We start from the raw sequence: 16,709 nt of genomic DNA, 5'->3' as shown, positions 1-16,709 counted from the left end.
CACATCAAATTATCATTTAACTTTAATCGCCGTCGTCGCCTTCTCCAGTCCATCAGCCGTAGCCGTCACCTTGACACCACCCGGTTCACCGTTGTTCTGCAGTACCACCAGGCACTTTCCGTAGAAAGCCTTGCGGTGGTTGTCCTTGAACTTCTCCATAGAGATGGGGCTTCCGTTATCCACTCCAGCAATGAAGCCGGCACCTTCTACGGCAAAGGTCACATCGTTTTCGGCATTCGGACACAAATTTCCATCTTTGTCCAGAATCTCAACCGTAATGAAACTCAAGTCTTTGCCATCTGCCTGAATGGTACTGCGGTCGGGGCTGAGACGAATCTGCGCAGGTTCGCCCGCTGTCCGGATTTCCTGCTCGGCCACAGTCTTTCCTTCCTTGCGGGAAACAGCCTTTACCGTACCCGGCTCATACTTCACGCGCCACATGACGTGGAAATCGTCTTTTCCCTTGCTGCGCACACCCTGCGACTTTCCATTCACGAAAAGCTCCACTTCGTCGGCATTGTTATAATATGCCCACAAATCGATGTCTTGTCCCTCCGTCCAATTCCAATGCGGGAAAAGATGCAACACCGCCTTATCCGGACGCCACTCGGACTGATACATGTAGTAGACATCCTTCGGGAAGCCGGCCAAGTCGATAATGCCAAAGTAAGAGCTGCGTGCCGGCCAACCGTAAGGAGTAGGCTCACCGATATAATCGAAGCCCGTCCAGACGTATTGTCCACTGATAAAGTCGTTGTTCTTTACATGGCGCATAGTACCTTCGTGACGGTTGCCCCAAGGAACATGACAGTTGTCGTAGGAGGAGCAAGAGAACGAGGCATCATAGAAAGGCTTGTCCCAACGTTCGGGCCAGATGAACATCGAATCACTCGGCATCCGGTAGTAACCGCGTGTCATCAGGCCGGAAACACTTTCCGTTACGATGAACGGCTTACCGGGGAAGTTCACGGGAACACCTGCAAACCAGTCGTCATGGTAATTGAAGCCGATAATATCAAGCGCACCGGAACGGAACAAATGATTGTTCGGATTCGGCTCGTTGCAGCCTGCCGTCACGGGGCGCGTGGCATCGAGCTTTCTCACCATATCCGCCAGTTTCTTTGTCAGCAGTGAGTTGACGGACATTTCTCCGTCCTTTGCCAGCATATCCGCACTATGGCCGAAGTTCAAGACCAGGTTGGCCTCTGCCAGACTCAAGGTGTCGGCTTTGGCATCCGTCCACTGCTCCAGCACTTCGTTGCCGATGCTCCACATGAAGATGGAAGGATGATTGCGGTCACGCACGATAAGGTCAGTCAAATCGCGTTCATGCCATTCGTTGAAATAGCGTGAATAGTCGTGGCGGGTCTTTTTCTTGCGCCACATGTCGAAAGTCTCGTCCATCACGATGAAGCCCATACGGTCGCAAAGGTCGAGCAGCTCCGGTGCAGGAGGGTTATGGGAACAACGGATTCCGTTGCAACCCATTTCTTTCAGAATCTCCAACTGGCGCTCGATGGCGCGCGTATTCACCGCAGCTCCCAGGCAACCCAGGTCATGATGCATGCAGACACCGTTTATCTTCACTTGTTCACCATTCAGGATAAATCCTTTTTGTGCATCGAAGCGGAAAGTACGGATGCCGGTAGGAGTATAATAACGGTCGAGTACCTCGCCGGTCTCTTTATTCTTGAGGATGCTTTCTACCTTATACATATAAGGTGCATCAATACTCCAGAGATTAGGATTCTTCAATTCTATTTCCTGCTCCATTTCTGCCGGAGCGACAGGCATCAGCTGAGCTTCCGACACAGCCTCACCCACCACATGACCGTCGGCATCCACTAACCGGGATTGCAGGACGACATCAATCAGAGGAATAATTTCCGAATCGAACACAACATATGTACCGTCGGCCTGCTGCACGGAATCTTCCGTCTGCATCTCTACATCGTACTGTAAACTGGTACGTATCTTCAACCGGGCACTGTTCTTCGACACTTCTTCTGCCGTCACGTAGGTACCCCACTGTGCCACATGCACCGGATTCAGTTTCGTCAACCACACATTACGGTAGATACCGCAACCGGAATACCAACGTGAATTGGGTTGTTCGGCATTGTCCACTCTTACAGCAATCACATTCTTCTCCCCCCATTTGATATAAGGAGTCAAATCATAACTAAACGAGATGTATCCATAGGGGCGTGTTCCCAGTTCATGCCCATTAATATAAACGGTGGAGTTCATATAGGCACCATCGAAATCTATGCGATAGCGTTTGCCCTCATCGGCCTTATCGGCAGTAAAAGTCTTGCGATACCAGCCTATACCACCAGGCAGTGCACCTCCACCCGTTCCCGAAGGATTGTCTTTACTGAATTCTCCTTCAATGGCCCAATCGTGGGGCAAGTTCAGTTTCCGCCAGTCTGCGTCATTATAATCCGGACGGGCTGCCGCCGTATCGTCTCCCAAGCGAAAGGCCCAGTCGGCAGTAAAATCCAAGCTACGGTCATCGCCAGCTACCTCTTTAGGAGCATTGCAACCGGCCAGCAGGGACAGCCCGATGGCCAAAGACAATATGATTTTATTCATAGTAATAAATATCTAAAAGATTATCGAGTGCCTATTCCTCTCTCACAGCTATTCAGAAGTAGGGAAGTTCCTGGCACCGGGGAAGGCATCGTTCGGCACCGAGGAACGACGAGATCGGTACCGGGAAGATTTCTCTCCCTGGCACCGTCGTCTATCATTCTGATTATAATTTTACGGTTTGTGCTTTTCCGTCATACTTCACCGTTGTACCTTTAGCCTTTAAGTCGAACGGTTGCGGCTGGTCTTTGCTTACCTTCACTACATTGAAAGTACGTTCCTTCAGCATACCAGGGAAGTCACCCGTACGGTCGCCGATAACCAGTGTACCCTCAGCATCGTTATAGGCAAACGGTATAGTGGCATATTGTCCCTTCTCATAATTATAGTTCACACCTTCATCCTCATAGAGCGTAAATGCGCCGTCCTTACCCGTATAAACATAGAGGGTGATTTCCGAAGCCGGTTTTTCATCACTGTATTGCATGTCCGGACCATAAGGTACAATGGCACCTTCGCAAACGTAGAGCGGAATACGTTCATAAGGAGCATCCACTGTCAACTTCTGGCCACCGTTCACATACTTACCGGAGTAGAAATCATACCAACCGCAGCTTGCCGGGAAATAAACCTCGCGGCTGCGTGCGCCATATTCGTAAACCGGAGCCACCATCAGGGCAGAACCGAACATGAACTGGTCACCTATATTGTTGACGTTTGCATCAGCTGTGAAGTCCATTACGAGCGGACGCATGATGGTATAATCATTGAAGTAAGTCATACCAGCCAAAGAATAGATATACGGCATCATGTTGTAACGCAACTTCGTATAGTAAACGATGGAGTTGTAGCACGGATGTCCTGCCGGAGCAATGTTCCAAACCTCACGGTACGGATACTGGCCGTGTGCACGGAACAACGGGCAGAAAGCGCCGAACTGATACCAACGGGCATTCAACTCTCTCCATTCCTTATAATCGGCATTTTCACGTCCGGTCTTGTTGAATTCCATCTGACCAGCCACATAACGGTTCTCTACACAGAATCCACCGATGTCCATAGTCCAATAAGGGATACCGCTGACAGCAAAGTTCAAGCCGGCAGAGATTTGCGCTTTCATATCTTCCCAACGGGTAGCGATGTCACCACTCCAGGTGGCGGTAGAATAGCGCTGCAATCCTGCAAAGCCGGAACGTGTCAACAAGAAGACGCGTTTGTCCGGTTCCACGCCACGCTGTCCGTCATAGATGGCTTCGGCATTCATCAGTGCGTATGCATTGAAGAACTTGGCAGAGGGGCCGAGTGCTGTCGGACCGCAAAGGTCCTTGCGGTATTGCAAATCCGTACAGTCGCGTATGTTCGGTTCGCTGGCATCCATCCACCAAGCGTCAACACCCAGAGGATAGTAGTGGTCTTGCATCTGCTTCCAGAAGAGCTTGCGTGCATCGGCATCGTATGCGTCATAGAAAGAGCCCAGATAGCCAGGACCGACCCAGTCTTTGATGCTGTCTTTGATAGCCTGCTGATACATCCAACCTTTTTCGTCAAATTCCTTGAAGTGTTCGGTCGTAGCATAGAACTTGGGCCATACGGAAATCATCAGACGTCCGTTCATGGCGTGGATGGAGTCGACCATTCCTTTCGGGTCGGGGAAACGTTCGGGGTCGAACTCATGGCTTCCCCAAGAATCCTGCTTCCAGTGCAGCCAGTCGATTACGATATTGTCGATAGGAATCTGACGTTCACGGAATTCCTTCAAGGTGGAGAGAACCTCCTCACGCGTATTGTACTTCTCACGGCTCTGCCAGTAACCCATCGCCCATTTCGGCATAATCTGGGATTTACCTGTCAATGTACGGTAGCCGCTAATCACATCGTCCATATCATCACCATAAACGAAATAGTAGTCTATTTCATTCTGCATTTCACCCCACCAGGAGAGTTTGTTCTGTTCTTCATCAGCCACCGGACTCAATACCCGCAGACCGCAGTAAGAAACACCGGCATCAGGCTTCCACTCTATCTTCAACGGAACGCGCTTGCCCGCTTCCAGATTGACAGCAAACTTATAACTGTTAGGATTCCAAGCCGTACGCCAACGTTCGGGAACCACCAACTCATTATCAATATATACTTTCATGTAGCCTGCATAGTAAAGGATGAAACGGAATAAGCCGCTTTCTGCCGGTTCTATTTCTCCCTCATAAACTACATCAGACCCTCCGAACGGGAAACCCGCAGGCAAATTAATCACCTTACTCAGATGTGCGGCACGGTCCAGATGTTCAAAATAAAGAGAATCCTCACGACGTACAAGGGTTTCCACATCTTTCTTGCCCGGAATATATGTACCGGTCAAAGCACCTTCCTTGCCCTCTTTATCATAAAGTTTGAAGACATCACCCAGTTGTGAGTAGTCACGCGGGTCACCGAAACGGCAGAGCGAATAGCTGTCCCAAAGCACACCGTAGTTTTTATTAGACACGATGAAGGGTACAGACACCTTTGTATTGTACTGGAACAGTTCCTCATTCTTACCTTTATAGTTGAACTCATCCGCCTGGTGCTGGCCCAAGCCATAGAAAGCCTCATCATTGCCTGCCGACTGGAATACCTGACGTACTGTATATCCTTTCGTACCTTCCACTTCCACCGGAGTAAAGGTCCGCCCGTCAGAGTCTTCAGCCAGAATCTGCTTGCCGTCGGCATCCGTGAAGCGTACCTCACCCGTTGTCTTGGACACAATGGCACATAATTCCGATGTCTTGACAGTCACTTCATCGCCCTGCTCTTCGACCTTAAAGTCGGTCTTATTCTGTTGAGGGATCACAATGAGACTCTGCTCCTTTGAGAATTCCTTCTCAGGAGTAGCCGATACATGAATGAGCTTCTCGCCCATTACTTCTAATCTTACTTTACGCACATCCGTCGGTTGCTGCTGCTTGACTTCCACAACAACACCGTTCTCGGTCTTTTGGAATCCGCCTCCGGAACATGCGGCGAGCATCCATCCGGCAAGCAAATAAACTGAAGTGTTTTTCAATTTCATATTACTGTTTTTAAAGTGAATTTTCTCTGATGTAAAAATAGAAAATTTCCTCCAAAAACGAGCCCCCCTGATGTTGAAACAAAAGGGCGCTTTTGATTCCCCTAAAAAACAATATGTTTCCATAAAGGGTATCTTTTGTTATTTGCCCTCTCTTTCCTGATAAACAGAGGGCAAAACACCGAATTCATCCTTGAAATATTTGCTGAAATACTTGGGGTTGTTAAAGCCCAACTGATACGCTATCTCCGATACATTCTGCTGACTCTCGCGCAGCATCTGCGCCGCTCTTTTCAGACGGATGACACGGATAAATTCAATGGGTGTCTTACCGGTTATCTGCAAGAGTTTCTTGTAAAGATGTACCCGGCTCATACCCAATCCCCGGCTCAACTCTTCTACGGACAAGTCACACCGACCGATGTTCGCCTCCACATATTTGATGGCATTTTCCACCAACTTTTCGTCCAGCGAAGTAATGGCTATCTCGCTCGGTTCGGGGTCGATGAGCGACTTTGCCTTGCGCTTCTTGCTCAGGTCAATCAGCTTGCGCATACGCAGAATCAGGATTTCCACATTGAAAGGTTTCGTCACATAATCATCTGCACCGATGGTCAACCCCTCCACTTTATCTTCCACAGCCTGCCGTGCAGTGAGCAATATCATCGGAATGTCACTCGTGCGTTTATCGGTCTTCACCCAGCGACACAGTTCATTTCCATCCATCTCGGGCATCATTACGTCGCTGACAATAACATCCGGCATCAGTTCCGGTATTTTCTGCCAAGCTTCCCGGCCATTAGAAGCTGACTGTATACGGAAATACAAGCTCAGACTATCTTTCATGAAGGCAACCAAATCTTCATTATCATCCACAATCAGGGCCAACGGCTTCTCTTTTTCATCTTCATTATCCTCCTCCATATCGTCCGGCAAATCATCCGGAAGCGGTTCCTCTTCCATATCCGGCAAAAGTTCCTCATGCTCTTCCACCTCTTCTGCAAGCGGTGCAGGCTTGGAAGGACTTACATGCACATGTTTAACCGGAAGCTCAATCAGGAACACACTACCGGACCCCACATTGTCAACAACGCGCACCGTGCCCTCATGCAGCGTCACAAAGTCGCGTACCAGGCTCAAGCCAATACCGCTACCCGTTGACTGGTGTTCCGGTTCTTCCTGCTCCACCTGATAGAAACGTTCAAAAATTCGCTCCTTGTCTTCATCCCTAATGCCAACACCGGTATCCGATACCTTTATCAGCAATCTTCCGGACATCTCTTTCGACATTTCCAATGCCACATCCACACGTCCCCCGTCCGGGGTAAATTTGAAGGCATTGGATAGAAGATTCATCACAACTTTACCAATTTTATCCTCGTCGAATGACATATTCAGCGATTCCATGGCCGAAAAGAATGTCAGATGTACATGTTTCTTTTCAGAAAGCATCAGGAAAGAAGCACAGATGCTACGCACATACGCCACAATATCCCCCTCGGACAAAGTGAGATGCAATCCTGCCATCTCATTCTTACGGAAATCGAGCAACTGGTTGACCAAATTCAACAAACGCTGCGCATTGCGGTACATCAGTTGCAGCTTGCCATGCAGTTTTTCGTCCGTAATCTCCTTCATCATACTTTCCATCGGCGATATAATCAGCGTAAGCGGCGTACGCAACTCATGGCTGACATTCGTAAAAAAGCGAAATTTCATCTGGCTCAACTCCTCCCTCTTCTTCGCATCTTCCTCTATCTGGCGGATTCTGAACTTATTACGTTCCCTCCGTTGTACGGCATAAAGTGAAAAGGAAACAACTCCTACTATCAGAAGAGCATAAACGATATATGCCCACGGAGTCATCCAGAAAGGCGGAAGAATGACAATCTTGAGCGAAGCCTCTTCAGTGCCCGCATATCCGTCACTGTTTGTAGCCTTCACTTTTAAGATGTAAGTCCCCGGAGCCAGATTGGTATAGGTAACGCGATGCATATCGGACATACTCGTCAGCCAGTTCTCATTAAATCCTTCCAATTTATAGAAATACTGTGTCTTTTCGGGCAGCACGAAATTGTCCGACGCAAACAGCACCGTGAACACATTCTGCTTATAATCCAAGACAACTTCTTCTGTTTCATTCAAAGCTTCCTTCAAGATGACACGTCCTGCATACTCCTTGCCCACCTTCACGTCTTCATTGAACAACTGGAAACCGGTAAACATAACCTTGGGCAACGTACGGTTATACTTTATGTTGCCCGGCTGGAAGCGATTCAGCCCATACAGTCCTCCCACTACAATCTCGCCCGTATGCAGTCGTTTGAGGGAACGCTGGTTGAAGTCACAACTCTGCAACCCGTCCTTGTCATTATAGGTATAGCAACGGAACACGGGCTGCTCCGTCTTGCTGTCAACGGACAACACCACGTTTATCAGTTCTCCTCCGGTGCTGATCCATATACTTTTGTTTTCATCTTCCGTAATACCTAATATCAATAGTTTGGAGAAACCGGGCTTGATAGGCACTTCGTACAATTCATCCCGTTTGCTGTCATATACATTCAAGCCTTCACGCGTGGCTATCCATAGCAAACCGCGACTATCTTCGTAAACTTGATTGATATTTTGGTTGGAAAGTCTGGTCTTACCCGATTTTGTACCTGCAAAATTTGTAATCTCGCCGGTCCTCAGGTCCATGAAAGCCATCCCTGCCGAAGTACCGATAACCAGATTATTGTCACAGCTGATGCAGAGGGATGAGATATAGTCCGACACAAGGTTTGAATTACCTGTAGAATAGGTGGTAAATATCCCCGTCTGAGGATTCAGGCATTGCAATCCTCCCCCTAACGTACCGATCCAGATATTTTTGTCCGCATCTTCTGCCAATGCCCATACATTGTCATAGACCAGCGAGTTACTGTCTCCCTTACGGGACCGGTAATGGATAAAGCGGTTCCCATCATAGCAATTCAGTCCGCCCCAGAAAGTACCTGCCCACACTCTGCCGCTACTGTCCCGAAGAAGGCAGACTATGACATCACTCGAGATAGAGTGGGGATCTGCCGTATGCGAAAAAACCATACGTTCATCTGTCACGCTATTCCAGCGCACCAGCCCGCGGTCGTTGGTTCCCAGCCATACGATGTCACCGCCTCCGTCCTCCACGCAATTGATGTCGCCTACATCGGCAATACCGAACTTGAAAATGCTTTCATTATAGAAAGAGATGCCTTTCTTGTAGGTTCCCACCCACATCGTACCGGCCTCATCTTCATAAAGAGCCGTTATTGTATTGTTGGACAGAGTACGCCCGTTATTAGGTTCATTCGCCAGACGGATTTTCCGTCCCGCCGGTTCTATCAATTCAACGCCATCCTGATCCCTGCCTACCCATATACATCCGTATTTATCCTGTGCCACTGCACGTACGGTATTGTAGGTGTCCGTTCGGGGAGAACGCTGTTCCCAAACCTTCTGAGAAAGGCTATAAATCCACATCCCCTCCACACTGAATATCCACGCCCGCCCACTATGGTCGACAAACAAATCAAAGGTAGCATTCTTTACTTCCCTGCAATCTTCGGCAATGCCCGGATTGGTCCACTTGATATTTTGCTTTTCCTCATCTATACAAGCCAAGATACCGTTACTCAGAACCAGCAGGATTCCTTCGCCGCATTCTTTCATGTCGGACACTTCGGCTTTCGCAAGCAGTTCATCCGCCCCCTTTACTGCTACGGCATTTTTCTGTTCCTCTCTATAGCTGTAAACACCTTTACCATTAATATAGATCCAGAAAGTCTTTTCCTTATCAATATAGATAAGCGAAGGATTTCCGGTCAGACCGATGTTCCACATCCAGGCTTCCACATTACGGTCAAAAACATCGGAAGCCGAGTTGTAAATGGCATACCCGCCTCCCGTACGTATCCACAAATTACCGGACGTATCTTCTTGTATATCCTCGACATAACTATCGGGAAGAGATTTCTCATCATCTTTCTGGCTGCGATAAATCTTAATATTGTAACCATCATAGCGATTCAGCCCCGAAGCTGTACCAAACCACATGAATCCGTTTGAATCTTTATAAATAGCATTAACCTGATTATTGGAAAGTCCGTCTTTCACTTCCAAATGTTTAAACATGTAGTCGTGTGAAGCAGCAGAGAAACATACCATCCAAACCCACAAGAGCAGTAGTTGCAGTCTTTTCATACTATCAGAGCTAAGGGAAGTTATTTTTGTTGCAAATGAAGTGAAAAACGAACAGAAAAGCAAGGAAAGACAAGGATTTTTAAAGAAGGAGAAGCATATCCCTCGCGGACATACTTCTCCATAACCAATCAAAAAAAACTATATCAACAATCCTTGTAACCTATAAAACCTATTTATATGATACTTTTGAAAACTGTCTTTTATTCTATCCACCACTCAATTAATAAGGGTATTTACCGGCTGCGGCTCCCTTCATGATGCCCTCAATGGCATAAGCCTCCTTCGCCGTACCCGTACCACGGTTCATGTCACCGCCGGTTTCCCAATAGAAGGGGACACAACCGTGGTTTTTCGCCTCTCGGGTGACTACCTCATTCCAATAGGCGCGGCTCTTGTTATGCATCTCCTGGTCAATGTCGGGATAGGCAGGTTCGGAAGTACCCTCTATCTTGTCTTCTTTTGTACGCTTCATGGCGCTATACTCGCCTACAATCACAGGAATTCCCTTATCTGCATAGGCCGTTTTCATCTTCTGGAATTGCTGCTTCACATAATCTTCTTCGTAACCGGTGGCATTATGAATGGAACCGGATACATGATTATCCTTACCCCAATAAAGGAATACATTGCTCCAGGTTTCGTCATGGTTCATCATGGTGAACTGATAGGGATCATAGAAGTGAACTTCCACCATCAGACGGTCGGGTACCTCATCCTTGGGCATCGTGTAATCATTCACCGTCTTGTCAATATTGGTATAAGGGCCTTGCACAATCAGACAACGGCTCGCATTATTTCCTCCGGTGGCACGCACGGCATCAATGAAGGTCTGTTCATATTTCAAGATAACATCTATTGCCGATGTTCCAACGTTCCCCTGGTCTTGCTGTCCGGGTTCGTTACATCCGGCAAAGAGCAGGTGCTCGTCATAAGCATTCAGTTTATTGGCAATCTGTGTCCAGATAGCTTTCTGCTTGGCATCTACTTCGCTGCTGTAACCATGGGTGATACTCTCTTCAAGCCAACCGCCATCCCAATGGATATTGACAATGGCATACATATCATTGGCTACACAGTAGCCCACCACTTCGCTCACCCGGTCGAGCCATGCAGCATCTATCTCATAGGTCGATGGATTCACAATGTAGTAATCCCACGCGCAAGGGATGCGCACCGCATTAAATCCCAATGCCTTCAGCCCTTTGATATATGCCTCACTCACTTTAGGATTTCCCCATAACGTTTCGCCCGCTATCTTGTTCTTGTTATCACAAGCTTCCAGCGTGTTGCCGATATTGATACCTGCATACATCTTGGCGGCAAGTGTCCTGGCATCGCTTTCCATATTCCCGGTTTCGCCCGCACCCTGCTTTACGGTCACAGTCTCCGTCAGGCTACCCAAAGTAAAAGAAATATGGCCTTCGCGCGCTCCCAAAGGATTGGGAGAGACGGTAAACTTGAAAATCTTGTCTTCCATGGCACGGGTATTGACTGCCTTTATCCAAGAAACATCGGAAACGGCTTGTACGTCACCATTGGTTTCCACCACCACAGAAACATCTCCTCCCGCAGCTGGCAGGTCGAAAGAGGTAGAGTTGGATATGATTAATCCGTCCGCAGCCGTTTGTTTCACTGTGAAGCTCCCTACTTCGCTGCCTCCGGCTTTCACCGTTACCTTGGCTTCACGGTCACTCGTGTCCGTATTGGCTTCTGCCATAACGGTATACTTCAAAATACTACTCGAAGCAGAACTTTCGGCAGTAACCTTACACCACTCCGGTGCACTGCTGGTAACTTCCAATGCAACGTTCGACTTGATGTTCAGCGTACTTGTTCCTCCGGTCTTGGAGAAAGTCATTCCATCCGTCAGAATGTTCGCGGGAATCGTTATTTCTGGAGTCACAGTATCATCATTGCCGGAACATGCGGCAACGAAAGAAGAGAAAAGCAGTGCCGACAGCACCAGGCAAATTTGGAATTTTTCAATGATATTCTTCATCATGTCTTTACGTATTAAAAATAATGGTTAAATCAGTGAGAGCAAAAGTAGCGGAAAAGGCGGAAAACACACCGATGCCATGTTATCTGCAACGGTATCATTTGTTTCCGAATAGGGCTCAAAAGTTATCATTGAATGACATCAGACACATCCGGCTTGCTTGAACCGAAAGAATACTTTATTTTTGTGTATAAACACTTCCTTCAACTACCCTGATTCATATATCTGATAAACTATTTAAAATACAATGCATTTATGAGAAAGATGATGTTACTTTTAGGACTGGCGCTCAGCCTGTCCTGCTTTTCACAAAACCGGCAAGGTTATCAAAATCCCGTTATTCCCGGTTTCCATCCCGACCCGAGTATCTGCCGCGCAGGAGATGACTTTTATCTGGTCAACAGTAGTTTCCAATATTTCCCGGGCGTACCGTTGTTCCACAGCAAAGACCTCATCAACTGGGAACAAATCGGACACTGCCTGACGCGCCCCTCACAACTGCCGCTTCACGACGCCGGCCCATGGGGAGGAATCTATGCACCTACCATCCGCTACAACAGCGGTACATTCTACATGATTACCACCAACGTGTCCGACAAAGGCAACTTCCTTGTACACACTACCGACCCGCGTGGCGAATGGTCAGAACCCGTATGGCTCAAGCAAGGCGGTATAGACCCGTCCCTCTATTTTGAAGACGGCAAGTGTTACCTCGTCAGCAATCCGGGCGTAGGTATCTATCTGTGCGAAATCAACCCCAAAACCGGCGAACAACTCAACGAGTCCAAACGCATCTGGAACGGCACGGGCGGACGGCACCCTGAAGGGCCGCATATTTACAAGAAAGACGGATGGTATTATCTGCTGATTTCCGAAGGCGGCACGGAATACGGGCACAAAGTGACAATAGCCCGTAGCCGCGATATAGACGGCCCGTACGAAGAGAACCCCGCCAATCCCATCCTGACCCACATCAACAAGAATGCACAAAACAGCCCGATACAAGGAACCGGCCATGCCGACCTGATACAAGCCCCTGACGGTTCGTGGTGGATGGTGTGTCTCGCTTTCCGTCCGCAAAGCGGCAACCATCACCTGCTGGGACGCGAAACGTTCCTTGCTCCCGTGCGCTGGGACAAGAATGCCTGGCCGGTAGTAAACGGAGATGGTACAATAGCCCTGCAAATGGATGTGCCAACCCTACCGCAACATCCTCTTGCCCCCAAGCCTGCACGCACCGATTTCAAAAACGGCAAATTAGGTCCCGAATGGGTTCATATCAGAAACTATCATCCGGAAAACTATACCTTTGCTTCCGGTAACCTCCGTCTGAAAGCAACCTCCGTAAACCTGAACAACGGGAAAGGCAGTCCTACTTTTGTCGGCCGCCGGCAAGAACATATCGACTTCACAGCCACCACTTCCATGCAACTGAAAAAAGCCGCCAGTGGCGACGAAGCCGGCCTGACGGTCTACATGTTCGAACCGTCCCATTACGATTTATTTGTCAAGCAATTGGCAGACGGGAAACAAGCTGTAGTATTGCGCTACCAATTGAATGAATTGACCCATACGGAAAAGGAAGTTATTCTGCCCCAGGGGAAAGTACAACTCCGTGTAAAAGGCAGCAACGAAATCTATTCGTTCGAGTATGCCACAAACGGAAAGGACTTTAAAGAACTGGGCCGAATGAATACGCGCTATATCAGTACAGAAACTGCCGGTGGCTTTACGGGAATCATGCTGGGATTGTATGCCATCTCCGGTTCTCAAACCTCAAAAGCATATGCAGACTTTGAATACTTTGATTACGAAGGAAAATAGCAGCCAATCTTAGAGAAAGCCCCTGCTTTTCTCCGCTTCCGCCCTTTTGTCTGTCCGGTTCAGTACAAAGATTCATGAACGGCCCACTTAGGTGAACAAGTTTGTTCACCTAAGTGGGCTGATTTGTTCACTACTATGAACAAGGCGGACCACTTTAGTGGAGATACCATAAAATCACTATGTTTATCGCAATAAGTACCCATCCCGTCCGAACAAAGTACAAGGCAAAGAGCTATCAAAGCGCCGCCTTACGGACCACCTCCTTTATTTTATTCTCTCTATGGTTCTTCAATCTATATCAGAACGATGCACACCGGTGAGGGCAAAACAAAAAATCCGGGATGGCCTGCATCCCGGATTTCCTATCTAACCAGTATATTTCCGTCTATCCCTCTTACCATTCAGGAACAGAGAAAAGAGTGTGGAACGTGAACTTCACTTCCATAGAACTGCTGAAACCAAGTTCCTTGATAACATCACCATCAGGAGTACCGAAAGCGCACCCTTTATCCTTTGTTGCCCCATAGCAATTCCAAAGTTCCAGACGATACTTCGGGGATTCATTGGCATCGAGCACTTTGGATGCATCAAATGTCACTTCCTTGCCATCCAGATAGAGGTTGTCAAGCGTGGCATGCAAACCGGGGAAATACTTGTAGATGTCAGCCACTTCAACGAAGGTCATGATGGAACCTGCCGCATAGTCGGCAGATTCGTACTTAATGTCGAATTGAGAAGCCACAAGGCTGTACTGGAAGTTCTCGTATTTCACCTCGAACGCAGCTCCTGCGTTATATCCCCATGCACTTCCCCAATCCGGATTGACAGTAACCAGATTGGGCGTATAAATACCTGCACCGGTACCGTCGGTAATGACGGTGCAGACAATCTCAAGCTTCTCCTTGAAATGGATGGCAGGCTCGGTACCTTGATTTTCTACATTGCTGAACGGACTGAGGGGAACTGCATTGCCTACAGAACCAGCCCCATAAGCATTGAACAACTGAACACGGTACTTACCGTTTCCTTCAATGTCGCCATAATAGAAGCGGTTGGCATCAAACCGAATGGAAGTACCGTCCAGCTTAATCTCGTCAATGCGTACAAACGAATTGGGATAGCGCTTCGCCATACCGGCAAAGTCAAGCGTAAACACCATGGCATCGGTACAAGCTCCCTCGAAAACAAACGTGTGCTGTCCAGCCAAGTCTTCGGGTGAAATGGCTACAAGCAGTGCATCCCAACTTCCTGCCCATGATGAATCGGCGATATTGAGCAATACAGGAACCTGCGCATCGGCATCGGCCTTGGCCTGGCTGTAATAGTTCAACGAATAGCCATAGTCGCCATCGGGCAGGGCAATCTGCAAGCCGTCGGCAGTCAACGACAGAATGTTCAGCTTACCACTCTTCGTGCCAATCCAAGTATTGGCACAAAGCACATCTATGTCGATGTCAATCACTTTATTCGCCTCGTCAATCGTAAACTTACCGGTTTCATCGGTCACGGTGCCGTCTTCGGCAATGCGATGAATGTTCACCGTACCGTCTTCCTTGAGTTCCATATAGCCGTAGTCCTTTCCGTAGGTATAACCTATCCAGCCATTATCTGTACCCATCTCCCAATGAATCTGCTGTTCAATGTTGGGTTGTCCGTTGGAAACTGTGCTCCAGTTGTCCGTAACACCCCACTGCGTGAAAGGTCCTTCAAACACGTGCTGCTTACCGTCCTGGCCATTGTCAAGATACCACTTCTGATAGAGCAGAGCCTTGTTGAACGGTACGTTCTTGGCTGTGGAAACAGCGCGTACAGCCATACCTTGATAAACTGCGGCAGTGATACGGTGATTGACAGAAGCTGCAAACTGGTAACCTACCGCAAATTCTGTATTGGAAGAGTTGACAGTACCGGTGAGGTAATATCCTTCAGTACCCAGCGCTGTCACATCGTTTGCCACACGCGTACCGGCTGCAGGCAGGAAGATGGAATTACCATTAGGACCGGTGAACTTGAAACCTGTCACTCCATTCTGCTCAGTCCACTCTTTCTGGCACAACGTGAAGAGTTCCTCGAAATCATCGGCAGTAGGCAGTGTGGCACGCCCTTGAAATGCACGGAAAGCCAAGTCGGAAGCCGTTTTATAAGTATCGGCCGAAGCATAGTCGGCAGGGTCGATGCTATTGTTGCATCCGGTCAGGTCACCGAATCCGAAAAGGCCACCCAGTCCAGTCTCGCTCTTGGCACCCACATTGAAGCGAGCCCACTTCACGGAGAGTCCCAGGTCGACAAGGTCATTGTCGAGATCGAAGTCATAGGCAGGAGTAGTGAAGCTCTTCACCTCACCATACACAATGCCGCTACCCAGATTGAGGTAAGCCGCATAATAGTATTGCGTTTCGGGCACCAACCCTTCATGGACGAATGAATAGCTGTCCTTAAGTTCCTCACTCTTCACTATAAGGCCTGCACGAACCGCTTCTACATCGGATGAAGTAGAGATAACAACACCACAAGTAGCATCGGCCGTAGCATCGGTCAATGTCCCACCCAATACAGCCGAGGCGAAGTCGACAGATGCGGCATCGGCAGTAGCCACCTTGGCATCGGTGGTGAGCAAGCTTTTCACCTCACCTTTGTAATACACCTTACCCTGCAAGCATACATAAGCCTGATAATAGAGCGTAGAGTTATTGTTCAACCCGTTCAACTGAGCACTGAAGGCGCTGCCGTCATAAGCAGCCTGCACGTCCTCGGGCAGGTTGTCTTGCGCAAAACCATAGAAGAAGCCGGTCTTATAGCTTCCGGCATCCATGCCATCCAACCCGGAGAGCGTGGCATGGAGTGTAGCGGTAGTGGCGGTCACATCGGACGACCCCGTCACCACCGACGATTCGTTCAGAATCGGGGTGGTGTGGATAGTATAGTCGTCATCTTCACTGCACGAAGCCAGCGAAAGACCCAGTACAAATGAAAGTATTCCTAAATATATCTTTGTCTTCATATATACTAAATTCATTTAAGTGG

Annotated in this window: 6 protein-coding genes; 1 reads left to right on the top strand and 5 read right to left on the bottom strand. The window is 48.4% G+C overall.

The features are described from left to right. Positions 1 to 12 precede the first annotated feature (12 nt). From DW896_RS12695 to DW896_RS12680, 4 genes are all read right to left on the bottom strand, one after another. Positions 13 to 2,595: a glycoside hydrolase family 2 TIM barrel-domain containing protein gene (locus DW896_RS12695; protein ID WP_057256742.1), complete on the bottom strand. Its 2,583-nt coding sequence runs from the start codon at positions 2,593 to 2,595 to the stop codon at positions 13 to 15. 163 nt (positions 2,596 to 2,758) lie between these two features. Continuing rightward, positions 2,759 to 5,641, bottom strand: coding sequence for a TIM-barrel domain-containing protein (locus tag DW896_RS12690; protein ID WP_119993326.1), 2,883 nt, complete (start codon positions 5,639 to 5,641; stop codon positions 2,759 to 2,761). A gap of 138 nt (positions 5,642 to 5,779) precedes the next feature. Further along, positions 5,780 to 9,862 (bottom strand): hybrid sensor histidine kinase/response regulator transcription factor, encoded by a 4,083-nt coding sequence (locus DW896_RS12685; protein ID WP_229075246.1) that lies wholly within the window; start codon positions 9,860 to 9,862, stop codon positions 5,780 to 5,782. Between the two features lie 220 nt (positions 9,863 to 10,082). Next, complete coding sequence (locus DW896_RS12680) at positions 10,083 to 11,864, bottom strand: cellulase family glycosylhydrolase (RefSeq protein ID WP_119993322.1); 1,782 nt, start codon at positions 11,862 to 11,864, stop codon at positions 10,083 to 10,085. A gap of 252 nt (positions 11,865 to 12,116) precedes the next feature. On the opposite strand from DW896_RS12680, the gene DW896_RS12675 reads away from it, so the two are divergent. Next, complete coding sequence (locus DW896_RS12675) at positions 12,117 to 13,685, top strand: glycoside hydrolase family 43 protein (RefSeq protein WP_119993319.1); 1,569 nt, start codon at positions 12,117 to 12,119, stop codon at positions 13,683 to 13,685. Between the two features lie 394 nt (positions 13,686 to 14,079). Here DW896_RS12675 and DW896_RS12670 read toward each other — a convergent pair whose 3' ends face one another. After that, entirely contained in the window at positions 14,080 to 16,701 is a 2,622-nt protein-coding gene (locus DW896_RS12670) for a hypothetical protein (RefSeq protein WP_119993317.1), read from the bottom strand. Between the last annotated feature and the right edge of the window lie 8 nt (positions 16,702 to 16,709).

Origin of the sequence: Bacteroides sp. AM41-16, assembly GCF_003603495.1 — a bacterium.
GTDB classification, from domain to species: domain Bacteria; phylum Bacteroidota; class Bacteroidia; order Bacteroidales; family Bacteroidaceae; genus Bacteroides; species Bacteroides uniformis.
This window is presented reverse-complemented; position numbering and strand designations above follow the sequence as displayed.